Here is a 26,575-nt window from a genome sequence, read left to right as displayed (position 1 = left end):
GAGAGCATTGAAATCCCTCGAATTCAGTCCTTCCAACTGATTTATCCGAGAGCGGGCCTTTCCGGCGACCGGCAAATCGCCAGGCTTCGGTCGCCGGTCGCCGCGCAAAATGGCCTCCTCGGCGCACGGCTATCTGCCGGCTTCAGGTCAGATCGACGCAAACAAGCCGTTGCAGAGGGATTCCATCGTGCCGCCTCCGGCGAGCGTCAGGCAGTCGTCGCCGAGCCTGATGCTGCGCTCTTTGTCGAGCGCGGCGGTGGCGGAGTTGAACTTCGAACGCATGTCCGCGTCCGACAGGGGACGGACCTGGTCGCCACGAGCCGCCACGGGCTCGGATTCGACGAACTGACCTGACTTCAGGACAAGACGCAGGCGCGCAAGTCTCTCTGCCGGAAAACGCCGGGAGAATTCGGCCTTCTCGATGAGCCGGATACGCTGCAGCATGTCACGGATCGCGGGATCGCCCAGACCATCGGCGCCGATTTCGCCGGCGCCGATGCGCCCGCGAACGATGAAGGCGGCCAGCGGGAAGCCGATCGCGTATTGCGCCATCTCCGTCGATGTCGGCAATTGCGCACCCAGGCGCACGGCTTCGTGGAACGTCTCGACCTCGACGCGCACGATGTCGGGGGCCGTGAGAGCATGCCGGGAAAGCAGGCTGCTCGCGGCCTCGATCGCCGGCTGGGCCCAGCGGCAGACAGGCCATGGCTTGAAATACTGGTCGAGGATCAGCCAGCGCTCGCCGAGGTCGGTCCAGATCGCAGCCTGATCCGGCGCCTCCATCGTGATCGCCGGCGCGCCGGTGAAACCGTCCTTGGCGAGATAGGCGGCGCTGACGCCGGCCAGGGCGCCCCAGCCCGACCCATCCTTCACCATCGTTGGATGGTCGATGCAGCGCATCATCTGACTGCGCGGGCCGTGATATTCGGCGATGCCGAGGGCGTGGCGGGTGCGCTCGGGATCGAGCCGGAGCAGGCGGGCGGCGACAGCGGCGCAGCCGAGCGCGTTCCAGGCCCCGGACGTGTGATAATCGCAGGCGCTGGCGTGCAGGGCGATGCCGGCCCGGGTCGCGATTTCGTAGCCGAGGACGAGGCTCGTCAGCAGGGCCTTGCCGTCGAGGCCGCCCCCGTCGAGCAGCGCTTCGGCGTCGGCGACCGCGAGGAGCGCCGGCAGGATCGCGACGCCGGCATGGCCTTTCGTGAGTGCGTGGCCGTCATGGGCGTCGAAGGAATCGATCGTCGTGGCGCCGGCGAAGGCCGCGCCCGTGGCGCTGACCTTGCGCCCGTCGAAGAGCAGCCTTGCGCCTTTTCGACCAGCGCCGAGGTGATCGACCGCGAAATCATGCGCGATGCGCGAGAGTTGCGTGTTCCGGCCGCTCGCCGCGACCCCGACGAGATCGAGGAGACAGCGGCGTGCCTGATGCGCGACCTCCGTCGGTAGCTGGGAGAATTGCAGGCGATGGATGAAGTCGATCGGATTGGTCATGATCGTCAGGGCCTGTCCTTGCCGATACGGTCGTGCAGAAGCTTTCCGACCAGGACCGGATCGCTGTCGCGGGCGGTCGGCAGAATTCGGCGGGCTGTCTCGCCGTCGGCGAGCGACAGCTCTGCGATGATCACTTCAGGCGCCGCGCCTGCTCGGACGAGCTCGGCGCCGGAGGTGTCGAGGATGCGCGATCCGCCCCAGAACTCCGCTCCGCCGCGCGCGCCGCAATGATTGGCGAACAATATCGGCAAACCATAGGTCATGGCGCTATGGGCGAGATTGATCTCCCAGCCGCGGGGATTGTCGAAACCGTTCCCGACCGCGCCGAGCGCCGAGGCTGCGGGCAACAGGAGCAGGCTGGCGCCGGAGAGCGCCGCGAGCCAGGGCAGCGCTGGGTTCCAGGCATCCGCGCAAATCAGCGTGGCTGCGCGCCAGCCAGGAGCAGGCTCTGCCAGGTCGAGACGGCATCCGCGCGCATAGACGCGGTCCTCGCGCAGGGCACCGTAGCCCGGCAGGTTGAGCTTGCGATGGACGGCGACGAGTTTGCGGTCGCGGAACAGCCCCTGGCTGTTGAAGAAGCGGCCTTGCCCGTCGCGCTCGATAAAGCCGGCCGAGACCGCAATGCCGTCCGCGGCCCCGGCGATGCGGGCGAGCGGCTCGGCACCGGGCGCTAACGCCAGGGCGCTGCAATCGGGATCGGCGAGATAGTCGGTCAGCGACAGCTCGGGGAAGAGCAGAAGCTCTGCGCCCTTGCCGCGAGCCTCACCGATGGCATCGAGATGCGCGGCCAGGTTCGCCTCGAGCCCCGCCGGCTCGCAGCGAATTTGGGCGACCGCGACTTTCAGCGACGACATGGAACGGCTCGCGAGAAGGCCGGAGGCGCAGGGCGCCTCCGGCATGGTCGGGGAAGGATCAAACCAGCGACTGCGCCTTGAGGAAGCCGGCCGCGACCTCCTCGATGCTCTTCTTGTCGACATCGACCGAGGCGTTGAGCCTGGCCATGGTGGCGTCGTCGAGCTTGGCCGAAAGGCCGTTCAGGATCTCGGCGAGCTTCGGGTTCTTGTCGAGTGTCTCCTTGCGGATGACAGGCGTCATCGCATAGGTCGGGAAATAGCCCTTGTCGTCGGTCAGGATGACGAAGTCGAAGGCCGGGACGCGCCCGTCGGTGGCGAAGACGAGGCCGACATCGACCTGACTGTCGCGCAGCGCCTGATAGACCAGGCCGGTATCCATCCGCACCACGTTCTCGCGACCGAATTCGAAGGCATAGGTCGTCTGCAGCGGCGTGAGGCCGTCCGGACGCGCATAGAACTCGGCGTTGCAACCGAATTTCAGCGCCTGGCCGCCCTTTACCTTGCCGGCGAGGTCGGAGAGCGACTTGATGCCCTTGGCCTCGGCGTCCTTCTTGCGCATCGCCAGCGCATAGGTGTTGTTGGCCTTGGACGGGTTCAGCCAGACCAGGCCCTTTGCGGCATCGAGCTCCTTGACCTTCGCATAGGTCGCCGTCGCATCCATCTTGTCGGCCACCTTGTTGAAGGTGATCAGGGAGGTGCCGGTGTACTCCCAATAGACGTCGATCTGCCCGGCTTCCTGGGCCTGGCGCAGGGGCGCGGTGCCCAGCCCTGCGCGCTTGTCGACGGTGAAGCCCTTGGCCTTGAGCAGCTGTGTCGTCATCTCCGCCATGAGCTGCTGCTCGGTGAAGTTCTTGCCGCCGACGACGACGGATTGCGCCTGCGCGGCGAGCGGCAGGACGGCAAAAGCCAGGGCGGCGGAGGCCAGTGCGGCGGAGGCGAAACCTAGGAAAGTGCGCTTGAGCATGGTCGTGTTCCCCTTTTTGGGTTGAATGGCCGCTGTTCAGCGCAGCGGATTGACGCCTTTCGGAATCAGCCAGAACTGGATCTGGCCGATCAGGAAATCGACGAGCACGGCGAGCAGCGCGGTCGGGATCGCGCCCGCCAGCAGCATGCTCGGCTCCATCAGGTCGATGCCGGTGAAAATGAGCTCGCCCAAGCCACCGCCACCGATCAGGAAGGCCAGCGGCACCGTGCCGATATTGATGGCGAAGGCGGTGCGCACGCCGGCGAGGATCACGAAGACGGCGTTCGGCAGCTCGACCCGCCGGAGGATCTGGCGCGGTGTCATGCCCATGCCGCGCGCTGCCTCGATCAGGTACTGGGGCACCGAGCGCAGGCCGGCGATGGTGTTGAGTACGATCGGCAGAAGCGTCAGCACGAACAGCGCGAAGACCGCGGGCGGCGAGCCGATGCCGAGGAAGGACATCGAGATTGCGAGCAGTGCCAGCGTCGGGATCGTGGTGCCGAGATTGACGATTTGCGTCACCGCATCGGCGAACAGCTCGAAACGCGGCCGCGACAGGATGATGCCGAGCGGTACGCCAACGACGAGTGCGATTGCGCCCGACATCGCCGCAAGCGCGAGATGTTGGCGGATGAGATAGGTGACGTCCGTCGAATAGCCCAGGATCGAGGGAATGGTGCCGCGCGCCTGCAGCCAGGCGCCGAGAGCAAAGGCGCCGAAGACGACGAGCCAGCGAAGGGTTCCTGCGAGGCCCGCGAGCGCCATATCAGCTTTCCCGATAGGTCGCGCCGAGCACCTGGGTGATGCTCTTCTGGGTGATGTAGCCCTTGTAGAAGCCGTCGTCGTCGACGCAGGCGAGCCAGGTCACGCCATGGGTGAACATCTGCGAGACGGCGGTGCGCAGGTCGTCGCGGATGTTGACGACGCCGGGCAGCGGCTCCTGGTATTCGCCGACGATGCCCCTGCGCTCGCGCACGTCCTCGAGCCGCACCACGCCGCGCGCACGGCCGCGCGGGCCGACCATCACCACCGAAACGTGGCCGTGCTCTTCCATCAGCTTTACGGCGGTATCGAGAGTGTCCTCGGCGCGTACGCGCGGCGGCTCCGCCATCATAGCATCGGCAACGCGGATCAGGCGCAGGCGCTTCAAGGTCCGGTCGGAACCGACGAACTCGGAGACGAAGGCATCGATCGGGTGGGCGAGGATGTTGTCGGGCGTGTCGTACTGGATCAGCTTGCCGTCCCGGAAGATCGCGATCCGCGTCGCCATCTTCACCGCCTCGTCGATGTCGTGGCTGACGAAGACGATGGTCTTCTTCAGTTCCGCCTGAAGCTTCATGAACTCGTCCTGGATCACCTCGCGATTGATCGGGTCGATCGCGCCGAAGGGCTCGTCCATCAGCAGGACCGGTGGATCGGCCGCGAGCGCGCGCACCACGCCGACGCGCTGCTGCTGGCCGCCGGAAAGCTGCTTGGGGTAGCGCTTCAGGAAGACGGACGGGTCGAGATTGACCATGTCGAGCAGCTCGGCGGCGCGCTTGCGCGACTTGGCCTTGGGCCAGCCGAGAAGATCCGGCACGACGCAGATGTTCTCCTCGATCGTCATGTTGGGGAACAGGCCGATCTGCTGGATGACGTAGCCAATCGAGCGACGCAGGGTGACCTCGTCGACACTCGCCGCGTCCTTGCCGTCGACATAGATCTTGCCGGAGGTGGGCGGGATCAGCCGGTTGATCATCTTCATCGTCGTGGTCTTGCCGCAGCCCGAGGGGCCAAGCAGGACGCAGACGGCGCCGGCGGGCACCTCCATATCGATGCGGTCGACGGCGATCATCGTCCCGAAGTGCTTGGAGACCTGTTCGAGACGGATCATTTGAGCTTCAATCCCGGCGAGGTGAGCTGGCGCTGCGCGAAGAGCAGGCCGTAATCGGCGATGATCGCGAGCAGGCTGACGGCGATCGCGCCGGTCAGGAGCTGGCGGATATCGGTCTGCGAAATGCCGCGCGAGATGAAGGTGCCGAGGCCCCCGGCACCGATATAGGTCGCGATGGCGGCGATCGCGATGTTGAGCACCACCGCGCTGCGCACGCCGTTGAGGATGACCGGCAGCGCCAGCGGCAGCTCGACCCGGCGCAGCCGTTCGAGCGTCGTCATGCCCATGCCGCGCGCCGCCTCGCGCAGGGCCGGATCGACGTTCATGATCGCCGTGTAGGTGTTCCGGATGATCGGCAACTGCGCGTAGAGGATGAGCGCAATCACCGCCGGCAGGTAGCCGATGCCGTGGCCGATGGTCGAGAGCAGCGGGATCAGGATGCCGAACAGCGCGATCGAGGGGATCGTGATGATGATCGAGGCGATGTAGAGGACCGCATCGGCGGCACGCCGGTTCTGCGTGATCGCGATGCCGGTCGGCACGCCGGTCAGGATCGCGACACCGACCGAGACCGAGACGAGCGAGACGTGCTCCAGCATCCGCTGCCCGATCACGGGAAGATTCGCCATGATGAAGGCGATCGTGTCCACTGCCGTTCCCTAGCGACGGTTATCCGTCTTGTCAGGAAAGTGTCGATCAGAACCGTTCCAGGTTCGGGCCGGGGAAGCGACATCGAACGTCGCGGTTACGACCTGCCGCGATCGGTTGTCGCAACGCGTGCTCAGGCGGGCGGATGTGGGGGCGCTTCGTCGGCGGCGGGGCGGCCCCGCAATTGGCTCGGCCTGACGCCGTGCAGCTTCTTGAACCAATGGGCGAAATGCGACGTCGAGGTGAATCCGGCCGCGATCGCCACCTCGAGGATCGGGCGGTCGGAATAGAGCAGCAGCTCGCGGGCTCGGTCGATCCGCAGCGAGAGATAATAGCGGGCCGGCGAGGTCTGGAGATAGCGCAGGAACAGCCGCTCGAGCTGGCGCGGGCTCATGCCGACCTTCTCGGCAATCTCGGCGATCGAGATCGTATCCTCGACATGGCGCTGCATCAGCCGGACCGCGCTGCGCACGGCCGGCGGCAGGCTCGTCATCCGCTCCAGGCGGCCGCCGCTCTGGTTGTCGCGCTCGTCGCGGATGCGGTCGTGGTGAAACTGGTTGGCGACGCGGCGGGCGAGATCTGCGCCGTGCCGCTCCGTGATCAGGTGCAGCATCAGATCCATCGCGGCCGTGCCGCCGGAGCAGGTCAGGCGGTCGCGGTCGATCTCGTAGAGCTTGTCGGTGCAGACGAGCTCGGGGAACTCCTCCTGGAAGGCGGGGCGGTTCTCCCAGTGAATCGTCGAGCGATAGCCGTCAAGCAGACCGGCTCGGGCCAGCAGATAGGTGCCGGTGGAGAGCGAGCCGACGCGCACCCCACCCCGCACGGCTTTGCGCAGGATCGCGAGATAGCGCCGCTCGTCGACCGACTGGATTCGCAGGCCGCCGCAGACCAGGAAGTAATGCGAGCCGGGCAGGGCGGTCTCGGCCGCCTCGGTCGGGATCGGGATGCCGTTCGAGGCGGCGAGCACGCCACCGTCGAGGCTCGCCATGCGCCAGCGCCAGGCCTCGCGGTCGATCAGCCGGTTGAGCGAGCGCAGCGGCTCGATCGCCGAGGCGATGCTCATCATCGAGAAGCCCTCGACGAGCAGCAGGGTGACGATCTGGGTGCCGGCCGGCGCCTCGCTCATGGCCTTGGATCTCCTCCCGTCCATCATCCAGTCTGGAGCTGCCCCAAGGAAATCGGATTTCCGACATTCTTGCAATGAAAGCGACATGCACTCGTCGCAAAGCTTGCCGGCGAAGTCGGAATATTCCGGCCATCGGGACGTCGGCCGGAGCAAGATCGCGGATATCCTTATCCGGGTCTTCAGCCGATGATCGATCGTGACCGCATCCGCAGCCTGCTTCAGGAGCGCCGCGAGGGCTTCAGCCTGCCGCAGGCCTTCTATGTCGATCCGGCGATGCACGAGACCGATATCAAGGCCGTGTTCGAAACCGACTGGCTCTTCGCCTGCAACGCCTGCGAGATCAGGAAGCCGGGCGACTATCTCACCCTCGCCGTGGGCGAGAACCCGGTCGTGGTGCTGCGCGATCGCGAGGGGCAGGTCCGGGCCTTCCACAACAGCTGCCGCCATCGCGGTTCGCGCATCTGCGGACATGAGAAGGGCCGGGCGACCCGTTTGGTCTGCCCCTATCATCAATGGGTCTATGAGCTCGACGGCTCGCTGCTCAACGCCCGCCAGATGCCGGCAGGGTTCGATCGCGCGAGCCATGGGCTGAAGCCCGTTCATGTCGAGGTGATCTGCGGCATGGTCTATATCTGCCTCGCCGACGATCCGCCGGACCTGTCGCGCTATCGCGAGGCAGTGACGCCCTATATCGCCCCGCATATGCCGGAGCGCACCAAGGTCGCGTTCGAGATGACGCTGATCGAGGACGCGAACTGGAAGCTCGTCATCGAGAACAATCGCGAGTGTTATCACTGCGCCGGCAACCATCCCGAGCTGCTGGTCACGCTGGTCGAATTCGCGCTGCCGGACGACCCGCGCGGGCCGGCCCAGTTCAAGGCGCTGATGGATCGCAAGACGGCGAAATGGGATGCACTCGGCCTGCCGCATGCGCCGGCCGATGGCGGCGAGGAATTTCGTTGCATCCGCCTGCCGTTCCATGAGGGGGCTGTGTCCTTCACCATGGATGGCGGCCCAGCCTGCAGGAAGCTGCTCGCCGACTTCACCGAGCCCGATCTCGGCTCCGTGCGCATGTTCCGGGTGCCCAATAACTGGAACCACTTCCTCGCCGACCACATCCTCCATTTCCGCGTGTTGCCGCTCGCCCATGACAAGACGGCGGTGCGCACGACCTGGCTCGTTCACGAAGATGCGGTGGAGGGCGTCGATTACGACATCAAGCGCCTGACCGAGGTCTGGATCGCCACCAACGCGCAGGATGCCGAACTCGCCGCGGTGAACCATGCCGGCATCCGCTCACGGGCCTACGAACCCGGCCCCTATGCGCCGTCGGAATTCATGCTGACGCACTTCACCAACTGGTATGCGGGCAAGATGGCGGCATATGCCGGCAGTCCTTCGCCGTTCAGGATCGCGGCGGAATGAGCACGGATCTCCTGGAAGCCCCGGCGGCGATCGCGCCATCGGCCGATCTGCTGACGCTCATCGTCGCCGAGATTCGTCCCGAGACGCATGACGTGAAGACCTTCGTCTTCCACCCGGAAGGCGGAGTGCCGCCCTATAGGGCCGGCCAGTCGATGACGCTGAAGCTCGCGATCGGGGGCGAGACGCTGTTCCGCACCTTCTCGCTGGCCTCGGCACCGGACGCATCGGGCACGATCGCGATGACGATCAAGGCCCATGCGACGGGCCAGGCGACGCGCTGGCTGCACGACGAACTCGCGGTCGGTGCGCGGCTTGAAGCTCGCTCTCCAAAAGGGCGTTTCACCATCGAGGGCCGCACCACGGAGAAACTCGCGCTGGTCTCGGCCGGCTCGGGCGCAAGCCCGCTGATGGCGATGCTGCGCCACCTCGCGGCGACCGCGCCGGATACCGACATATACTGGCTCCATGCCGCCCGCACGCCGCGCGACATCCTCTTCGCGCGCGAGCTCGCCGCGTTGCAGGCGCGTATGCCACATCTCAAGGTCGCGATGGTCGTCAGCCGACCAGAGCCGGGCTGGTTCGGCTTCAGCGGCCGGCTCGGCCGGCGGATGGTCTCGGTGGCGCTGCCGGATTACGGCCGGCGCGAGGTCTTCTGCTGCGGCCCGACCGGCTTCATGGACGAGGCGCGGCTGATCCACGCGGCCGAAGGCGGGGCGCGCGACCTTTTCCATATCGAGCATTTCGGTGCGGTCACGCCCGTCGCGCCGCCGCCGGTTCCCGTTGATGCGCCGGCGGAAGGCTATGCGGTCACGCTCGGCGACAAGTCCTTCACCGCCCAGCCGGGCGAGACACTGCTCCAGGCCGCGACACGCCAGACCATCGTCATTCCCTGCGGCTGCGCCTCCGGAATGTGCGGCACCTGCCGGGTCTCGCTCGTCTCCGGCGCCGTCGAGATGCAGCACGATGGCGGGATCTCGCCGGAAGAGGAAGCGCAGGGCTATATCCTGGCCTGCTCATCGCGCCCGCGTTCTGATGTGACGATCGCACTTTGAAGGACGGGGTCAGTCTCGGGCGAAGCCCGAGCATGACGACCTCACGCCGACAGTGTCTCGGTTGCCGCCGTCACCTGCCAGCCCTGCAGTTCCCGCCAGTTCGGCTCGAGCTCCGCGAAGCGCGAGAGTGCAAAGCTCGAGATGTCGGCGAAGCTGCAGGAGCCGTCGACCACGAGATCGCGGATCGCATGGCCGCTCGCCGGCGAGAGGCCGAAGCCGACGCTGGACAGCGTGGCGACCACGACATTCGCCTGCGAAGCGAGCCGGTCGATGACCGGGCGGCCATCCGGCGTGTTCTCGATCACGCCAGCCCAGGAGCGGATGATACGGGCATGTGCCGCCTTCGGCAGGAGCTCGGCGAGGCGCTTGCCCATATGCAGCATCAGCGGCGTGGTGGGCTTCGCCGGCGTGCCTTCCTCGGCCATGGCCAACCATTCATGCGGGCCGCCGCCATAGGCGAGGTTGCCGCGCAAGGTCTGCCGCCCGTAGAGCCCGCAACCGTCGACGCCGCCCAGCGGCATCAGCGGCAGCGGCTCGGTCACGATCATCTCGCAGCGCGCCGACTGCACCGGCACTTCCTGTCCCAGCATGGCGGAGAGCCGCCCCGTCTGCGGGCCGGCAGCGAGGACGAGACTGTCGCAGCCGATCGGTCCGCGATCGGTCTCGACCGCCGTCACGCGTCCGCCTTCGGTCCGGAAGCCGGTCACCGTCATGTGCTGCAGGATGCGCCCGCCATGATCCTGCATCGCCCAGGCGTAGCCCTGCAGCGTGCGGTGCGGGTTGGCGTGCCCGCCGAACCTGTAGTGATAGCCGCCGACGATGGTGTCGCCCGCCAGCGGGACGAGCTCTTTCGCCTGCTTGACGTCGAGCACCTCGGACTGGAAGCCCTGCCGCTCGGCGTTGCGCAGGGCACGGCCATAGAGCGCCATCTGATGCTCGCTGGAGGCGAGGCGAACGCGCTCCCCCTGAAACTCGGTCGGATAGCCGAGCAACTCGTCCATGATCGGCCAGAGCCGCTGCTCCTCGGCGAAGAGCGGCGAGTGGTGGTGCGAGCAGCCGCCGCCGTTGCGGCCCGACGCCTCCCAGCCGATCATGCCCTTTTCAAGCACGAGCACGTCGGTTCCGTCGCGCGCCAGCCACCAGCCGGCGGAAAGCCCCGTGACGCCGCCGCCGACGATGATGACGGACGCTCCCTTGATCTCGCTCATGATGTGTCTCACTCGCTCGCGACGGGGCCGGTCGCGTCATTGGTCGCCACGGTGTAGCGCTCCGGAACCTCCCAGAACGGCACCCACTGCGCATGCATGCCGAACCAGGTGTCCCAGTGCGCGGCCTGCTCGGGGGCTTCCGGCACATGTGCCATCATCGACAGCGACAGTGGTCGCGTCGGGGCGCGGTAGCCGGCGAGCGGGATCGCCGAGAGCGGCCGCGCTGCGCCGAGCGCCAGCAGCGCCGCGACCTGTTCGCGGCAGCGGCGACCCTGGCAGGAACCCATGCCGGCGCGCGTCAGGCGCTTGACCTGGTCCGGATTCGGCGGACCTTCGCCGAGCAGCGCCGCGAGCGAGCGGTCGTTGCGGCGCTCGTTCTGCCAGTCGAGATAGCGCGGCGGCCGAACTTCGAGGATCTCGCGGGCCGTCACCTCCTCGCATTGGCAGACATGGAATTCGGCGCGCGCCTCGACGACGCTCGCGCGCACCCAGGCGAGGCGATAATCGGAAATGTCGCATTCCGGCACCGGCAGGGAAGCGGCCTGGTCGCCTGTCGCAGCGGTGCCAAGCGCGGCCACGGCGCGCGCGGCCTCCGCCTCGGCGATTGTCCGGTCCCGCGTCTTGGCCGCCCAGATGCCGGCGCAGTCGCCGACCGCGTAGACATTCGCAACGCTGGTGCGCTGGCTCGCGTCCAGCACCGGTGCGTAACCGCCGCGCTCGGGCTGGAATGCAACCTTACAGCCGGCTGCGTCGATCAGGTCGACGACCGGGGTGGTGCCGACGGCCAGCACGATACCGTCGCAGGCGAGGGCGCGTTCCTCCCCAGCGGGCTTTCCATTCTCGTCGAGCTTCGCCAGCAGCGCCGCCTCGACGCCGTCGCGACCGGCGGCCTCGCGCACGACATGGCGGGTGAGGATCTCCGTACCGCCCTCGCGCAGGCCCGCCAGCAGCGCCACATCGCCAACGGTCTCGGACGCCTGCTCGACGATGGCCGCGATGGTGACACCTGCCGCGCGCAGGGCGAGCGCCGTGGTCAGCGCTTCGGTGCTCGAGCCGAGGACGACGACCTGGCGGGGGCCGAACGCACCATAGCGCGTCGCGAGGGTGAGCGCGGCGGTGGCCCCCATCACACCGGGCTTCTCCCAGCCGGGGAAGCCGAGGCCCATGTCACGGCGGCCGCAGGCGAGAATGACGTGCTGCGCCTGCACCAGGAGGCTGCGGTCTTCGTCGGCGAGACCGGCGACCAGCCCGGGCATCCAGCCGAGCGCGGGACCGTTCGCATAGAGGCCCCAGCAGGCGGCGCCGAGGCGGACATCGACGCCGGCCTCGAAGGCCTCCTCGATGCGCGGCTCGGAGGCGACGAAGGCCTCCATCATGGCGGTGCGATTGCGGGCGTTCGCCGCCATGCCTTGGCCGAAATGCAAAGGCACGTCGTCGCCCATCGTCCTGAACGAGACGGGGTTCTCGTCGACGAGCAGGACACTCAAGCCTTGCGCCGCCGCGCCGATCGCGGCTTCGAGCCCGGCAGCCCCCCCGCCGATCACGAGGACGTCGACCGTCTCGTCGATGGCCAGCGGCTTGCCGGTGACGGATTTCGGATCTGAGGCTGGGATGTTCATGGTCGCGCTCTCGAAGGACGGCGTTCATTCTTGGTGCGCCGGCTCGCGATGGCTGGCCGGTTTGCGACATCGACCGCCCGGGACGCGACATCTCGCGTCAGAGCATCTGAACGAGGAAAGCGCGAGTGCGCACCTCGCCGCGCCGGGGTGACCGGAGGCATGATGCTCTATGGTTTCCTGCGACAGCTCTGGTTCAGGTTGCGCCAAAGAATCGGCTGGTGTTTCGAGAGGATTGAAATCCCGCGCATCGCGCGTTCATGCGCGCCAACCAGGAGATTCGCGAGGGCAACGCAGAGATTGCGGACAATGCCCAGCGCCTGCGCGGCATCGCTTCCTTGCCGGACATCGCCGCCATCAACGCCGATGTCAAAACGCGCTATCGCGACTGATCGCGGCCATGCCGCTGCTCCACCGCGGCGATATAGGCGTCGCGCGAGGGGCCGAGATGGTCGCGGCACAGCTGAACCAGCCTGGCCCGGTCGCCGGCCTCGAGCGCTGCGATCATCGCCCAATGCTCGGCGCAGGCCCGCGCCAGATGCGAGGGGCTCGCGGCCGTGATCGAACGGGCGCCGTGAACCTTCTGTGCCATCATCTGAATCAGCTCGACCAGATGGGCATTGCCGCAAGCGGCAAAGAGCGTCTCGTGAAACGCCATATTGGCGCGGAAGGCCGCGCGCGCGTCGGCCGCAGCGACCGCGGCCGCATGGCGTCCCTGGATCGCTTGCAGCCGTGAGACGATCTCGGAATCGGCCGGCAGCGGAATCTGTTCGGCTGCCAAGGTCTCCAGCGCCTCACGCACCGAATAGATCTGGCGCACCTCCCGCGGCTCCAGCAGCCTGACCGCTGCGCCCTTGTTCGGCACGCGCTCGACCAGCCCGACCCGCTCCAGCTCGGCAAGAGCCTCGCGCACGACATGGCGCTTCACCTCGAGCCGTGCGGCGATGTCCTCCTCGATCAGGCGCTGGCGCGGCAAGAGCCAGCCGAGCACGATCTCCTCCTCGAGAGCGTCCGCCACCATGCGGGGGCGGTCGGTGGCGGGCTTGAGCGCGAAGACGGACATGCGACTAACTCCAATTCCAACATAATTGTTGACAATCTTGTCAACGGCAACTCTTCATCGCGTCATGACGAGCCCCAACGACAAGAATGCCCCCGCCAAACTGGCCCCGCGCGGCATGCGCCGCAATCTCGCCAGCTATGGCGATCCCGGTTTTTCGCTGTTCCTGCGCAAGGCCTTCATCAAGGCGGCCGGCTTTTCGGACGATGCGCTCGACCGGCCGATCATCGGCATCACCAACACGTTCAGCGACTTCAACCCCTGCCACGGCAATGTGCCGCGCCTGATCGAGGCGGTGAAGCGTGGCGTCATGCTCGCAGGCGGCCTGCCGATGGAGTTCCCGACCGTCTCGATCCATGAGTCGTTCTCGAACCCGACCTCGATGTTCCTGCGCAACCTGATGGCGATCGACACCGAGGAGATGATCCGCGCCCAGCCGATGGATTCGGTCGTGCTGATCGGCGGTTGCGACAAGACCGTACCGGCGCAGTTGATGGGCGCGGTATCGGCCGATGTCCCCGCGATCCAGCTCATCACCGGCCCGATGCTGGTCGGTCATCACAAGGGCGAGATCCTCGGCGCCTGCACCGATTGCCGCAGGCTCTGGGGCCAGCACCGTGCCGGCACCATCGACGAGGCCGAGATCGAGGTGCTAAGCGGCAGGCTCGCGCCGACGCAAGGCACCTGCATGGTCATGGGCACGGCCAGCACCATGGGCTGCCTCGTCGAGGCGCTGGGCATCGCGCTGCCGGGCACGGGCACGATCCCCGCGACCCATGCCGACCGCATCCGCGCCGCCGAAGCCAGCGGGAAGCAGGCTGTCGCCTTGGCCAAAGGTACCGTGAGGCCAGGTGGCGAGAGGCCAGGCGGATTACGGCCGAGCGAATTGCTGACCGAGACGGCCTTCCGCAATGCCATGGTGGTGCTGCAGGCGATCGGTGGCTCGACCAACGGGCTCGTCCATCTCGCGGCCATCGCCCGCCGCGCCGGCTTGAGCATCGATCTGGAGGAATTCGACGCGATTGGCCGCGCGGTGCCGGTGCTGATCGATCTCAAACCCTCCGGCGATCATTACATGGAGCATTTCCACTGGGCCGGCGGCGTGCCGAAGCTGATGAAGGAGCTGCGCGCGCATCTGGCGCTCGACGCGCTCACCATCAGCGGCCAGACCATCGGCGAGATCGCGGACGCCGCCGAAGAGGTGCCGAACCAGACGATCATCCGCAGCGCCGCGAGCCCGCTCAAGCAGACCGGCGGCATGGCCGTGCTGCGCGGCAACCTGGCCCCGGGCGGCGCGGTCATCAAGCATTCGGCCGCGTCTCCTGGCTTGCTCCAGCACACGGGCCGGGCCGTGGTCTTCGACTCGGTCGAGGACATGGTCACGCGCATGGACGACCCTGCGCTCGATGTGAACGCCGATGACGTGCTCGTGCTGCGCAATGCCGGCCCCAAGGGCGCGCCCGGCATGCCGGAGGCCGGCTATCTGCCGATCCCGAAAAAGCTGGCCCAGGCGGGCGTCAAGGACATGGTCCGGATTTCCGACGCCCGCATGAGCGGCACCGCCTTCGGCACGATCGTGCTGCACATCACGCCTGAATCGGCGGTGGGCGGCCCGCTCGGACTGGTCCGCGACGGCGACCTGATCAGGCTCGACGTCCCCGCCCGCCAGATCGAATTGCTGGTCGACGCGGCTGAACTGGAGCGCCGCAAGGCGCAATGGCAGGCGCCCGCCCATCTCAGCGAGCCCTCGCGCGGCTATCGCGGGCTCTATCTGGGTAGCGTCCTCCAGGCCGATGAAGGCTGCGATTTCGACTTCTGCTGACCGGCCGCAGCGCGGCTCAAGATCGTGATGCAGGGCCGGACGAACCGGCCCGCTTGCCCCAACCCGGAGGACAATGCCCGATGCTGAAACGCGCCTTTCTAGGCGGCACGCTCGCCGCTCTCTCGCTCGCCGGTTTCTCGCTCGCCGGTTTCTCGCTCGCCCTTGCCGGTCCCGCAGGCGCACAGGCCTATCCGCAAAGGCCGATCACGCTGCTCGTGCCCTATGCGCCGGGCGGGGCGACCGACATCATCGGCCGCGTCATCGCCGAGGAAGTCTCGCAGAGTATCGGCCAGCGCGTCGTCGTCGAGAACCGCGCCGGCGCGGCCGGCAGCGTCGGCGCCGCAGCCGTCGCCCGGGCCCAGCCCGACGGCTATCTGCTGTTGATGGGGGCGCTCACCAGCCACTCGATCAATATGGGACTGCAGGCCAAGCCTGGCTTCGACCTGAAGAAGGATTTCGCTCCGGTCACCATTGCCGGCACGGTCGGGCTCGCGCTGGTCGTCCACCCCTCGGTGCAGGCGAAGACGGTTCCCGAACTGATCGCGCTCGCCAAAGCCAAGCCGGATGACTTCAACTACGCCTCTTCCGGCAATGGCTCGCCGCAACATCTGGCCGGCGAGATGTTCAATGCGCGCGCCGGGACGAAGCTCGGACATGTGCCCTATCGCGGCAGCGGCCCGGCCATGACCGACATGATCGGCGGCCAGGTCAAGGTGATGTTCGACACCATTCCATCCGTGCTCCAGCATGTGAATGCGGGCTCGCTGAAGGCGATCGCGACCACCGGCCGCGAGCCTTCGCCCTTCATGCTGGATTACCCCACCGCGATCTCGCAGGGGCTGCCCGATTTCGAGATCGGCTCCTGGTTCGGAGTGCTCGCCCCGGCCGGCACGCCTCAGCCGATCATCGACAAGCTCAACGCCGAGATCGTCAAGGCGCTGAAGACGCCCAAGGCGCTGGAGGCGATGAAGCTGCAGGGCGTGACGCCAAAGCCCGGCACCCCGGTCGAGGCTGCGGCCCTGATCGATAGCGAGATGAAGAAGTGGAGCGAGGTGATCAAGGCGACTGGGCTCAGGCCTGAATAAGGGTTTTTGCCCTGTCCTTCGTCAGTCCGGAGAGGCCGCTATCGGGATCGGCCTTGGGCCGCCCCGATGACGGTCCCGCGGCGCCGAGCCGGAAACCATCGCAGGGCTCGGCACTCCGCGATGGAATGTGAGTCTCGACTGCGCTACGCCCGGAATCCTGGCGCCAGTGACTGCTGCGCTCATGAACGCAAGCAAGTGAGAGCAAAGGCATCATGACGAATCCCATCGAGCGCATCGCCATTGTCGGCGCCGGCATGATCGGCGCGAGCTGGGCGGCGCTCGCGTCCGCTCATGGCGTCGCTGTCGCCGCATACGATCCATCGCCCGCAGCCGAGGAGAAATTCCTCGCTTATGTCGAGCGGGCGCGTTCGCAGCTTGCCGAACTGGGGCTTACTGGGGCTGGTGCGCTCAGCTTCTCGACCAGGCTCGGCGCGGTCCTTGAAGGCGCACAGTTCATCCAGGAAAACGGCCCCGAGAACGAGGCCGTGAAACGGCAATTGCTGAGCCAGATCGACGCTCAGACGGCGACGGATGCCATCATCGCCAGCAGCACCTCGGCCTTGGTGCGCAGCGCCATCGTCGCCGATTGCATCAGGCCCGAGCGCATCATCGTCGCCCATCCGTTCAATCCACCGCATCTCGTGCCCTTGGTCGAGATCGTCGGGGCGGATGATGCTGTCGTTGCGCGCGCCAGCGCCTTCTATCGCGCGCTCGGTCGCAGACCCGTGGTGCTGAACCGGGAAATGCCGGGCCATATCGCCAACCGGCTGGCGTCTGCGCTCTATCGCGAGGCGGTCCATCTGGTCGAACAGGGCGTGGCCAGCGTCGCCGATATCGATGCCGCCTTGTGCAATGGGCCGGGTCTGCGCTGGGCCCTGATGGGTCCGCATATGACCTATCATCTCGGCGGCGGCGATGGCGGCATCAAGGGCTATCTCGCCCATCTCGGGCCGAGCCAGCTCAAGCGCTGGGAATCGCTCGGCCAACCCGGCCTGGGCGAAGAGGTGCAGCGCCGGATCGTCGAGGGGGTGGCGCAGGAGAGCGCCGGCCGCTCGATCGCGGAGCTGGAAGCGCGCCGCGACGAGGGCCTGCTGGCGCTGCTGAAATCGCGCAAGCTGGTGAGTGAGTAGGCTGGGTCACAGCTCTGTGTTGAAGGCGATGTCGTCGAAGGCCGCCCTAAAGCATCGGCCCGAAAAGTGGATTGCGGTTTTCGGGGCAAAGCCGATGCGAACACAAAAGGTTAAATCATCGGACCGGATACGATTTACGGTCCGATGATCCAAGGCGGCCGGTGCTCGCCGCCGCGATATGCGCATAGGCCGGCTCTGGCGGCCATGTCGGCGAAGCGGCGCGTTCGGGGACGCGTCACCTCGCAAAACGGGCCGTGAGACGCAGGCCCTCGATCTCAGCCTCCGTACCCATGCCGCGTGACAACCGGTCGAAGCGGTCGAGCACGGGCAGGGCGCGGGCCGGTTCCTGGATCAGCACCGGCATCCCGTTTCTGTTGCACTCCGTGGCGCGGAACTCGATCGTCTCGATGCCGCCCCTGCCGATGCCGATGCGGCAGACGAGCGACCAGGGGTCGATCTGCGAAAAGATCGCCTTCTGGTCGGGGGTGGCGTTGTCCCAGTCCTGCTGGGCGATGTGGTTGCCGAGGCTGTAGAGGATCGGCTTACCCCGATAGGTCTCGATGCCGGCAGGGCTGTGGGCGTGGTTGCCGAGCACCATGTCGGCGCCGGCATCGATCAAGGCCTGTCCCAGCGGACGCTGGTACTCCGCCAGCGGGTCGCCGCGGCCATAGCCCCAGTGCACGCTGACGATCAGAACATCGACCAGCGGGCGCAAGCTGGCGATCTGCCCGCGCAGCCGCGCGAGATCGCTCTCGCGCACCCGGCTGCGCATCCGCATCGGCGCGCCGGGCTCGGTCGCGAGCAGGACCGGGTGGATTTCCGGCCATTGCTCGATCGCGAGCGGCGCGATGCCCGGCCGCGTCTCCGTCGCCGCATAATCCGGCGGCAGCAGGCAGGAAACCGCGATCGTCCCTAACCTGCAGCCATTGATCCCGCGCTGATCCGGCACGAGCGCAGCAGTGAGGTCCTCGCCGCCGCCGACCGTCCCGACGCCGGCCGCATGCAGGTGGTCGAGTGTCTCCAGAAAGGCGTCGGGCCCGAAATCGCAGGTGTGATTGGTCGCAACCGTCATCAGGCCGAATCCGGCCCGGCCGAGATCGCCTGCGACAGCCGGGTCGACGAGATAGGCGATCGGCGCATCGCTCCGGTAGCCGTGATGGGCGAACTGCACCTCGCAGGAGCCCCAGACCAGATCGCTCTGCCGGAGATAGGTCAGCGTCTCGCCATAGCCCTCATCGATCAGCGCATCGCCGGCATAGAGCCGCTCGCGAACCACGATATCTCCGGCAGCGCCGAGCGTCAGAATGGACATGGTCATTCCTTAGATATTTGTTTGATGTTTCAATTACTGGACGCAGTTTGTGCCGACGGTCAAGGGCTTTCAAGGGCCAGGCGCGAAGAGGGGAGGTGCAGTCGATCGGCTTTGTCACGACCGTAGGCGCCCTGTTGACAACCGTGAATTATCTATGATGTTTTATTGATGCATCACAAATGCGGCCACGACAACGCGCATGCTGCCGAAGGCCGCCGAGGGGATTCTGACATGACCGACACATCGCTACCGGGGGCGGCCGCCCGCGCGACCGACACGCTGCTCGACACCGCCTATCGCCGGATCTTCTGGCGCCTGATCCCGATCCTGATGGTTCTCTGGGTGCTGGCCTGGGTCGACCGCGTCAATATCAGCTTCGCCAAGCTGCAGATGGCCGACGAGCTGCGCTTCTCCGAGGCCGTCTATGGGCTCGGCGCCGGCATCTTCTATATCGGCTATCTCCTGTTCGAAGTGCCGAGCAACCTGCTGCTGCAGCGGATCGGCGCACGCAAGACCATCGCGCGCATCGCCATCGGCTGGGGCACGATCTGCGCGCTGATGTCCTATGCGACGACGCCCACGACCTTCTACATCCTGCGCTTCCTGCTCGGTGCCTTCGAGGCGGGGTTCTTTCCCGGCGTCATCCTGTTCCTGACGCAATGGTTCCCGAGCGAGCGCCGGGCCAAGGTCTTTGGCATCTTCATGTCGTCGGTGGCCCTGTCGGGCGTCATCGGCGGTCCGCTCGCCGGCCAGATCATGACCGGGATGCAGGGCATCGGCGGCCTGTCCGGCTGGCAATGGCTGTTCATCGTCGAGGGCATTCCGACGATCCTGATCGGGCTCTTTGCACTGGCCTGGCTAACTGACCGGCTGGAACAGGCGCATTGGCTCTCGGATGAGGAGCGCAGCGCCGTGCGCGAGGATCTCGAGCGCGATGCCCGCTCTCTTGGCCCGCGTGAGCACGGGTTCTCGACGGTGCTGCGCGATCCGCGGCTGTGGATCTTCACGCTGGTCTATTTCTGCATCATCGTCGCCAACGCCACCGTCGCCTTCTGGGGCCCGACCATCATGCGCGAGGCCGGCTTCGGCCATGTCGCGACCATTGGCTGGCTGGTTTCGGGCGCCTCGCTCGTCGGCTCCGCCGTGATGATCGGCAACGGCCTGATGGCCGACCGGACGGGCCGTCCACTCCTGCAATGCGTCGGCTCGCTGATTGTCGGCGCGCTTGGTCTGGCCGGCGTCGCTTTCGCCCTGCACGGCTCGCCGCAAATGGTCGTCGTGCTGTTTGCGCTGGCGCTCGCCGGGGCCTATGGCGCGATTCCCGTGTTCTGGCAGCTGCCCAACCGGCTTTTCGCCGGCACGGCCGCCGCCGCCGGCATCGCGATCATCAACTCCTTCGGCAATCTCGGCGGCTTTCTCGCGCCCTATGGTCTCGGCCTGCTGAAGGACGCCACGGGCCAGATCGCGCCCGGTCTGGTTGCTGTTGCGGTCGTTGAGGCGCTGGCTGCGCTCATCATTCTTATGGTCGTCCAGCGCTTCTTCGCCAGGCGGCGGGCTTGACTGCGGCTGCCGAAGGCGCAGACCAATAGGGTAGGGAGCGGTCGCGGCGCGTCAGGTGCCGCGACCCTTTTCATGAAGGGCTTGAACGATGCCGGCCAAGGCCGAAGCAGGAAACGATGCCAAACTCTCGCTGGCCGAGCGCGTCTATCAGGAGCTCCGCGCCGCGATCATTTTCGGGGAGATCGCGCAAGGGGCGGTCTTCAACGAATCGGACCTCGTCGCGCGCTTCAAGGTCAGCACCTCGCCCTTGCGCGAGGCCTTGTCGCGGCTCCGGCAGGACGGGCTGGTGCGCGTCATCCCCCGCCGCGGCTACAGCGTCACCGAGCTTTCGCTCCGCGATTTCCACGAGCTGATCCAGATGCGCCTGATCCTCGAATGCGCCGCAGCCGAACTCGCCGCCCCGCGCATCACCGACAGCCATGTCGCGATGATGCGCCGGCTATCTTCCGTCGAGCTGCGCATCGGCGACCAGGCGAGCTACCGCGCCTTCATGCGCGCCAACCAGGATTTCCACGAGGCCATCGCCACGATTGCCGACAACGCCCGGCTGCTGCGTGGCATCGCCCAGACCATGGACGAAATGCAGCGCCTGCTCTTCGCCGATCTCGGCGCGGCAGAGGATGGCGAGGAGGTCCGCCACGACCATGACGAAATCATCGAAGCGCTGGCGCGCCGGGACGCAGGAGCCGCCCGCGAAGCCGTTGCGCGCCACATCCGGACCTCACGCGACCGGGTCGTGGGCCGGATGATGCGGCGGCATACGGGATTTGCGGAGAGGTCGGTGTTCGCGGGGTAATGCTTGCGACCGTCAGCTTACGTCAGGCTCGGTTCGCCGGGTCTCGGCAGTCAGCTCAGGCTCTACGGTCGCTGAATGTCTAACCCAAGACGTGCTCTCAACGGCCGCTCACCCTCTCCCAGAAACCTATCGTCGCGCCGAAGTAACGTTCAAGGTCAGTATCCTTCACGCGCATGGCGTAGGCTCTCAAACCGGCAGTCTCATAGAGGATTTGCGTCTTCACATCCTGATGGGACCACAGGCCAGGATTGAGGGCTTTCAAGCGCTTCGCCGCCGGTCCATCTCCATGCCGCGCGGTGCTGACCAGTTCCCAAAGCTCGATAAGATCTGCCGCCTGGACCATTGACGCAGCGGCCAAGCCCTTCACTTCGGCGACATGCTTGACCAGCCTCATACGATCAGCGCGCTCGATCAACGATCTAAGATCTGCCTGCTCCACCGACAACCACAGCCGCAAGTTCCTCTCGAAGGCCGCTCCAACCGTTAGAGCGAAGCTTAGCCTTACTTCATAGCAGAGTGTGTTGTGGCTGTTGTCCCGGGCGATTTGAACCCGGAAGGCCTTTGGGCCACCTACCAACTCACGGGGAATTGGTTGTAGCTGGCTTAAGACGGGAGCGACGACTTTCGCCTGAAGCTCGCGCAAATCGTACGCGTAGATTGACGCCTGATTGTCTCGTCGCCCTGCCAAGCAATCATTCCGACTGAAATCTATCGTACTGAGGCGACGGACTGTGCCGCGCCCCAAGACGACATTAGCTGGCTGCCAGGAAGTAAACGTTTGGAGGACTGAGGGCCGAAGGGGCGGTCAGTCATTCCCATAGTCAGGTTCGTACTCGAGCTCGCGTTCTTCCGTTTCGGTGTGCGGATCGGACAGGCCAGCAGCTTCCACCTCGGCACCACCGACGAGCGTCAGGTCACAAGATCGGCAGACGAACTCCTCGGGGATGAACGATCTCTCGACAGTCTCCCAAACGACGCCCCGATCGGCATCCTCGGAGATCTCTTCGTAGTCCTGGGTGCCGGCCATAAACGCCTTGCAGTTGCAGGCTGGGCACGTCTGTTCCCAGACGCCGTCGTAATCGGCTGAAAGCGCGCCGCGCTGGTGGATGGCATGGCGAGCTGTTGCTTCCTCTTTCAACCTATCGCGTTCGGCCTTCTTAAGGTCATCGAAGCGCGCGCGGGCGGCCTTGATCCGCAGTTCAATTGCCGCCTGCAAGGCTTGCTTAGCTTCTTCCAGCAGCTCTCTCGGGGATTGGGCGTCAGCCGCGCCAAGCCAATCTTCAAGGGAGGATTCCATCGACTTAAGAATGCAGTCGCAGGCGTACCAATACTGTCGTTCCCAGGCGTCCAGCTTCATTGCCCGGAACGGCACGTCAGCCGAGTGCAGCTCGGCGTTTCGACGCTCACTGATCGCGAGGCAGAACTTCTGGGTATCCTTGTCGAAGCGCGGCGCGAGATGGGTGAGGCGCTCGAACACCGTCTTGGCGGTGATTGTCTTCACGTCGGTCGTCACATTGATGCCGGCCGCCACGAACAGCGATTGCCAGTGGTTCGGGTCGACGATGAGGCTGGGATGGTGCTTCGCCAGGGCCGCTTTACCCAGCAGCTCAAGGGCGAGCGATGCCCACAGTTGGTACTCGTCGAGGTTGCCCTCAGCCTTCCGGGCGAGCGCTCGGCTGACGTAGGCCTTGGACTTGCCGTGCAGCATCTTGCTGCTTATCGCGATGAAGACCTCGTCAGCCATCGATCAGTATCCTGGCTAGCTTGCGGCCGGCACCGGCGATAGCCGGCCCGCGCCCGTGGAGAGTTGCCCAGTTGTCGATCAAGAGGATCTCCCCTCGGGCCCATGAATGCTCGTATGGTGTTGCGCGCTCGAGGTGTTCGGCAACGATCTGGACGGCCACTTCACCGCGCCTATCAATGGTCTCGATGCATCCTGGATCGTAGCGCAGGAAGCCCTCACCCCGTGAAAGGAGTGTGGAATAGAACGATCGACGGCCAGTCCGGACCAGGATCGGCGCCCCTTCAAGCACGGCGAGCTCATCCGGAGTGAAGCCGAGCACGCGCCAGTTGATCAACCGCGTCGCTGTCGGTGCCTCGCCCGGGTCGATACATCCCAGCAACACATATCGGCAGGGCTTGGGCCGGTGACTGAGCTCGACGTGGAATGGCAGCGCTGACAGACCGAACTGCGCACTGAGCGATCGGGCTTGCGCATTTTCGGGGGGCACTGGTTGTATCAATTCTTGAAGTGCGCGAGCTCGGCCCACAGCTCGCGTGCCCAGTCGATCACCGATACCACTCATCACACGCAGAATGGTATCGGGGTCTGTCGTCTCAGCCGAAAAAAGCTGCCATCCACGCAACTGAAGTTGGGATGGATCCGGGACGTTGTTCAAAAGGAGTGGCACGAGAGGCAACGCGAAAAGAGGGTTGGGGGCGATGCGACACCGCCGGCCTACAAGTGTGGCAAACTCGGTTGGAGCCCCTCAAAACCTCGGCTTTTGTAGAGATGGGAAAACCCGTCTTGTTGCGCACCCGCCAGCGCGAACAGGACGATATTGTCATGCTCGACGCAGACCGCGTTAGCAGTGGGCGCGAGGTCTTTCAGCCTGCGCAGTGTGGCTCCCGGCGCCCAGCCAATAGCGTCGGCAAAATCGTTAAGATTGAACTCTGCAACCCCGCAGCCACCCCAATCGCCGTGACCATCGTAGGCCATCGAGAGAAGAACAGTGTGGGCAAGTCGGTCTTCCGGCTCTAGCAGCACGTCGAACCGAAATCTCTGTTTCAAGGTACGCTGCGTCATGCAAAATCTCCCATCCGGCGATTCGCGGATAGAAAGCGTACTCGGATTGGCGCGGTTCTGGAAACGGGCCGGACCGCTCTTCCCGAAGAGGAAGAACTTGGAGATGTAACAATCGCGGATTCTAAATAAGTCAATGCCATTTCAGGTTCTGCCACCACAATTATGACTGGGATCGCGATCTCTACGAGAGGGCATTGAATGCGCGAGCTTCGCATTCCTTACGCAATTGATATGGAAAATAATACTATGATATCCGCGGAAAATATTGCTTCCCTCATGGAGGACCCGCGATCGACCGTTCGATTGCAGGCGACCGCGAACGTCTGGACGAAATCCCGCAGGCCGCTCCAATTCGTTTGCCCGATGTGCCGGCAACAAGTCTATCCGCATGCGCCTTCGGTCAGAGGAAAGCGATATTTCTGGTCTCACCTTCCCCGTGGGGCCTTCGATTGCCCCCTGGAGAGCAAAAAAAGGCTCACTCCCGATCAGATAAACGCGAGAATCTTCCACGGGCGTCAGGAAGGCGAAGCACATAAGAACCTCGTGGCTCTGCTTGTTCGTCTCGCTGAGGCTGACCCGTCAGTGATCTCGATTGCAACCGGCACCTATGAACGGCCCACAGACGAGATGCGGGCCGAGTTCCCACACGGTCGGTTTCCCGATGTCCAGTTTTCATGCTGCGACATCAAGGTCGTTCTCGAAGCGCAACTCGCTACGATTACGCTGCACGGGATCAACGGCCGCCGTGCATTTTACGATCGGATGGGCGCAACGCTTTTGTGGGTCATGCGCAACTTCGATCCGACTGGCGCAATGAAAGCGTCGGTCAAGGACATCATTGCCGATCAAAGCGGTCGGTTGTTCTCGATCGACAACGACCTGATCGAAATGAGCCAATGCGATGGCAGGTTTCGGCTGCGCGCTTGGACATACCAAGGTGATGGGGAAGATGCTCGCTGGGAAGCCAGCATCGTTCCTATCGCGGAAGCGGCAGTGCTAGGTCGTCCTTGGCGTTGGGCCGACGACTTCAAGCGTCGATGGCTCGAAGCCTATCGCGGCCGGCATTTTTTCACGAAGGGCGCTCCCGATCCCTACGATATGCTCAACGAGGTTGCGAAGAGAGCAGGAATTCCAGGCTTCAGCTCGAACCCTGGTGTCGATTGCATTCTCGCGCTCGTCCGGCTGCTGATCTCGCTGGAAGCGGGTGAGGTGGCAGGCTCGGGACATCAATATGTCATCTCAATCGCGAACAGCTTCGATCAGAATGGCGGGCATCAAGCCTTGGCGCTTGTGCACAAGGCCATCGAGCGTTGGCAGCCAACACTGCTCGGCCGGAGTTCGATGCAACTGGCATTTCAGCGAGCACGTAACAGGTTACGAGATAGCGGCGAGTTGGAATGGGGGCGTCGGAGTGCAATCGGAAAGGCTAGAGAGGTGCTCTTTCCGGATTGGATCCTGGACAGCACTGCCGGCACCGCCAAGGGCGGGCGCACCAAATGAGGTTTGACGGACGAGCGGTGCGCAGGCAGTCCGTTGCCATTCGTCCCTCCGCTCGGCGTCAGGCGGCTTCGGAAACCATCCCCGTCGTCGCCACCTGAATGCGATTCCTTCCGAGCGCTTTTGCCTTGTAGAGGGCGAGATCGGCGGCCGAGAGAAGCGCGGCGAGTTCGATAGCGTGCGATTGCGCTTCAGCCAGCCCGATGCTGACGGTGGCCGTCATCTTCAATCCATCGCTGCGCGCGGCGCGTTCAGAAAATCCCCTGGCGACAGCCTCACCGATCTGGCTTGCCGCCAGGCTGTCCTGACCCGGTAGCAGGATGGCAAACTCTTCCCCGCCCAATCGGCCGATGACGCCGTCCGCGCCAGCTATGTCGCGCGACACCGTGGCGAAGAGTTTGAGCACCGCATCGCCGGCGTCGTGGCCATAGCGGTCATTGATCGCCTTGAAATGATCGAGGTCGAACGCGAGGAGCGAAACCGGCCGCTGCGCCGCCAAATCCTTTAGCGCCCTGGCTCCGTACTCGAAAAACCCTTGGCGGTTGCGCAGCCCGGTGAGGAAGTCCGTGCGGGAATCGGCCAGGAGCTGAGCCTGATACTCCTCGCGGATCAGTGCCATGAAGGCCATCGGCATCGCGACCGTGAAGAGAACGGCCTCGTACATCGTGACCTTGGCGAGAACCAGCAGCAGACCCTCGCCGTAGAATGCGACGAGCCATGGCGCGACGGTCGCGCGCAGGAGATAGAACACGCCGTGGCAGACGAAGACCGCGACGGCGACCGGCCGGGAGCGAAGCTCCCTGACCGCACGACTGCGCAACAAGGCGAGGGCTGTCAGGCCGCAGATCAGAGCGATGGGTAACGAGGCGACATGGGTCCAGAAGAAAACCGGAAACGCTTCGCCGCCGATGGCCCAGGCTGCGGTGAGAGCGATGAGCAGCGCGGCGGACCAGACGATGCCTACTCGCCCATCGAGGCATCGGACGCCGTGGAGAACCATCAGGTAGCCCAGGACCATGATGATATTGGCGAGTGCCGGGCCCGTCACACCAGGGAACGCCTCGCGCCTCATGGCGATGAGGCAGCCGATGGCGAAGACGACATAGCTCGCGGCCCAAATTCCGAGTGGGCGTGAGCGCTGGCCATGCGCCTTCCGCTCCCACAGGGTCATCGCGGTGGCGACCACCAGTGTTCCAACGGTCAGATACCAGAGGGTCGGAAGGTCCATGTCCATCGCGTCTTTGGGACCTGGCCTC

25 protein-coding genes are annotated in these 26,575 nt (G+C 65.4%); 9 read left to right on the top strand and 16 right to left on the bottom strand.

The genetic code is table 11. The features are described from left to right. Positions 1-147 precede the first annotated feature (147 nt). The 7 genes from FG93_RS04900 to FG93_RS04870 form a co-directional block, all read right to left on the bottom strand. On the bottom strand, positions 148-1,485 hold the full coding sequence (locus FG93_RS04900; protein ID WP_043232475.1) for an MmgE/PrpD family protein: 1,338 nt from the start codon (positions 1,483-1,485) through the stop codon (positions 148-150). Positions 1,486-1,490: 5 nt separating this feature from the next. Continuing rightward, positions 1,491-2,339: a nitrilase-related carbon-nitrogen hydrolase gene (locus tag FG93_RS04895; RefSeq protein WP_043232574.1), complete on the bottom strand. Its 849-nt coding sequence runs from the start codon at positions 2,337-2,339 to the stop codon at positions 1,491-1,493. 58 nt (positions 2,340-2,397) lie between these two features. Then, positions 2,398-3,303, bottom strand: coding sequence for a glycine betaine ABC transporter substrate-binding protein (locus FG93_RS04890; RefSeq protein ID WP_052513387.1), 906 nt, complete (start codon positions 3,301-3,303; stop codon positions 2,398-2,400). A 36-nt stretch (positions 3,304-3,339) separates the two neighbouring features. After that, entirely contained in the window at positions 3,340-4,068 is a 729-nt protein-coding gene (locus FG93_RS04885) for an ABC transporter permease (RefSeq protein ID WP_043232474.1), read from the bottom strand. A 1-nt stretch (position 4,069) separates the two neighbouring features. Next, positions 4,070-5,176: an ABC transporter ATP-binding protein gene (locus FG93_RS04880; protein ID WP_043232472.1), complete on the bottom strand. Its 1,107-nt coding sequence runs from the start codon at positions 5,174-5,176 to the stop codon at positions 4,070-4,072. Further along, entirely contained in the window at positions 5,173-5,826 is a 654-nt protein-coding gene (locus FG93_RS04875) for an ABC transporter permease (RefSeq protein ID WP_043232470.1), read from the bottom strand. The genes FG93_RS04880 and FG93_RS04875 overlap by 4 nt, the downstream gene beginning before the upstream one ends. A gap of 131 nt (positions 5,827-5,957) precedes the next feature. Then, on the bottom strand, positions 5,958-6,950 hold the full coding sequence (locus FG93_RS04870; RefSeq protein ID WP_052513386.1) for a GlxA family transcriptional regulator: 993 nt from the start codon (positions 6,948-6,950) through the stop codon (positions 5,958-5,960). A 186-nt stretch (positions 6,951-7,136) separates the two neighbouring features. Here FG93_RS04870 and FG93_RS04860 point away from each other — a divergent pair, with 186 nt between their 5' ends. Together FG93_RS04860 and FG93_RS04855 are read left to right on the top strand one after the other, a co-directional pair. Further along, on the top strand, positions 7,137-8,375 hold the full coding sequence (locus FG93_RS04860) for an SRPBCC family protein (protein WP_052513385.1): 1,239 nt from the start codon (positions 7,137-7,139) through the stop codon (positions 8,373-8,375). Beyond that, positions 8,372-9,427: a hybrid-cluster NAD(P)-dependent oxidoreductase gene (locus FG93_RS04855; protein WP_043232465.1), complete on the top strand. Its 1,056-nt coding sequence runs from the start codon at positions 8,372-8,374 to the stop codon at positions 9,425-9,427. The genes FG93_RS04860 and FG93_RS04855 overlap by 4 nt, the downstream gene beginning before the upstream one ends. 41 nt (positions 9,428-9,468) lie before the next feature. Here FG93_RS04855 and FG93_RS04850 read toward each other — a convergent pair whose 3' ends face one another. Both FG93_RS04850 and FG93_RS04845 read right to left on the bottom strand, forming a co-directional pair. Next, positions 9,469-10,635, bottom strand: a complete 1,167-nt coding sequence (locus FG93_RS04850) for an FAD-binding oxidoreductase (protein ID WP_043232461.1) — start codon at positions 10,633-10,635, stop codon at positions 9,469-9,471. 8 nt (positions 10,636-10,643) lie between these two features. Beyond that, positions 10,644-12,254, bottom strand: a complete 1,611-nt coding sequence (locus tag FG93_RS04845; protein ID WP_052513384.1) for an NAD(P)/FAD-dependent oxidoreductase — start codon at positions 12,252-12,254, stop codon at positions 10,644-10,646. A 257-nt stretch (positions 12,255-12,511) separates the two neighbouring features. On the opposite strand from FG93_RS04845, the gene FG93_RS33795 reads away from it, so the two are divergent. Beyond that, complete coding sequence (locus FG93_RS33795) at positions 12,512-12,643, top strand: hypothetical protein (RefSeq protein WP_280114121.1); 132 nt, start codon at positions 12,512-12,514, stop codon at positions 12,641-12,643. Here the strand turns inward: FG93_RS33795 and FG93_RS04840 are convergent. Further along, positions 12,631-13,314, bottom strand: coding sequence for a GntR family transcriptional regulator (locus FG93_RS04840; RefSeq protein WP_043232460.1), 684 nt, complete (start codon positions 13,312-13,314; stop codon positions 12,631-12,633). The two genes, FG93_RS33795 and FG93_RS04840, sit on opposite strands and share 13 nt — an antisense overlap. 64 nt (positions 13,315-13,378) lie before the next feature. Here FG93_RS04840 and FG93_RS04835 point away from each other — a divergent pair, with 64 nt between their 5' ends. The 3 genes from FG93_RS04835 (at position 13,379) to FG93_RS04825 (ending at position 17,348) form a co-directional block, all read left to right on the top strand. Continuing rightward, positions 13,379-15,133 (top strand): IlvD/Edd family dehydratase, encoded by a 1,755-nt coding sequence (locus FG93_RS04835; protein WP_081881309.1) that lies wholly within the window; start codon positions 13,379-13,381, stop codon positions 15,131-15,133. An 80-nt stretch (positions 15,134-15,213) separates the two neighbouring features. Continuing rightward, positions 15,214-16,218 carry a tripartite tricarboxylate transporter substrate binding protein gene (locus tag FG93_RS04830; RefSeq protein WP_043232458.1) on the top strand — a complete coding sequence of 335 codons (1,005 nt, stop codon included), beginning with the start codon at positions 15,214-15,216 and terminating at the stop codon, positions 16,216-16,218. Between the two features lie 212 nt (positions 16,219-16,430). After that, positions 16,431-17,348, top strand: a complete 918-nt coding sequence (locus FG93_RS04825) for a 3-hydroxyacyl-CoA dehydrogenase NAD-binding domain-containing protein (protein WP_043232455.1) — start codon at positions 16,431-16,433, stop codon at positions 17,346-17,348. A gap of 235 nt (positions 17,349-17,583) precedes the next feature. Here the strand turns inward: FG93_RS04825 and FG93_RS31040 are convergent, their stop codons facing one another. Then, positions 17,584-18,660: a CapA family protein gene (locus tag FG93_RS31040; protein ID WP_161783772.1), complete on the bottom strand. Its 1,077-nt coding sequence runs from the start codon at positions 18,658-18,660 to the stop codon at positions 17,584-17,586. 231 nt (positions 18,661-18,891) lie between these two features. Here FG93_RS31040 and FG93_RS04815 point away from each other — a divergent pair, with 231 nt between their 5' ends. Next, complete coding sequence (locus tag FG93_RS04815) at positions 18,892-20,220, top strand: MFS transporter (protein WP_043232453.1); 1,329 nt, start codon at positions 18,892-18,894, stop codon at positions 20,218-20,220. Positions 20,221-20,308: 88 nt separating this feature from the next. After that, on the top strand, positions 20,309-21,016 hold the full coding sequence (locus FG93_RS04810) for a GntR family transcriptional regulator (protein ID WP_052513382.1): 708 nt from the start codon (positions 20,309-20,311) through the stop codon (positions 21,014-21,016). A gap of 97 nt (positions 21,017-21,113) precedes the next feature. Here FG93_RS04810 and FG93_RS04805 read toward each other — a convergent pair whose 3' ends face one another. The 4 genes from FG93_RS04805 to FG93_RS04790 form a co-directional block, all read right to left on the bottom strand. Then, entirely contained in the window at positions 21,114-21,473 is a 360-nt protein-coding gene (locus FG93_RS04805; RefSeq protein WP_152579311.1) for a hypothetical protein, read from the bottom strand. 348 nt (positions 21,474-21,821) lie between these two features. After that, positions 21,822-22,760 (bottom strand): hypothetical protein, encoded by a 939-nt coding sequence (locus FG93_RS04800; protein WP_043232449.1) that lies wholly within the window; start codon positions 22,758-22,760, stop codon positions 21,822-21,824. After that, a complete protein-coding gene (locus tag FG93_RS33490) occupies positions 22,753-23,094 on the bottom strand; it encodes a TauD/TfdA family dioxygenase (protein WP_244448498.1) in 342 nt (113 codons plus the stop codon). The genes FG93_RS04800 and FG93_RS33490 overlap by 8 nt, the downstream gene beginning before the upstream one ends. A 380-nt stretch (positions 23,095-23,474) precedes the next feature. After that, on the bottom strand, positions 23,475-23,822 hold the full coding sequence (locus tag FG93_RS04790) for a hypothetical protein (protein ID WP_043232443.1): 348 nt from the start codon (positions 23,820-23,822) through the stop codon (positions 23,475-23,477). A gap of 198 nt (positions 23,823-24,020) precedes the next feature. Here FG93_RS04790 and FG93_RS04785 point away from each other — a divergent pair, with 198 nt between their 5' ends. After that, positions 24,021-25,322 (top strand): hypothetical protein, encoded by a 1,302-nt coding sequence (locus FG93_RS04785; RefSeq protein WP_152579310.1) that lies wholly within the window; start codon positions 24,021-24,023, stop codon positions 25,320-25,322. Between the two features lie 58 nt (positions 25,323-25,380). Here the strand turns inward: FG93_RS04785 and FG93_RS04780 are convergent, their stop codons facing one another. Then, complete coding sequence (locus FG93_RS04780) at positions 25,381-26,547, bottom strand: diguanylate cyclase (protein ID WP_200878070.1); 1,167 nt, start codon at positions 26,545-26,547, stop codon at positions 25,381-25,383. Positions 26,548-26,575 lie beyond the last annotated feature (28 nt).

Origin of the sequence: Allobosea sp. LC85 (genome assembly GCF_000735605.1) — a bacterium.
Taxonomy (GTDB): Bacteria; Pseudomonadota; Alphaproteobacteria; order Rhizobiales; family Beijerinckiaceae; genus Allobosea.
This window is presented reverse-complemented; position numbering and strand designations above follow the sequence as displayed.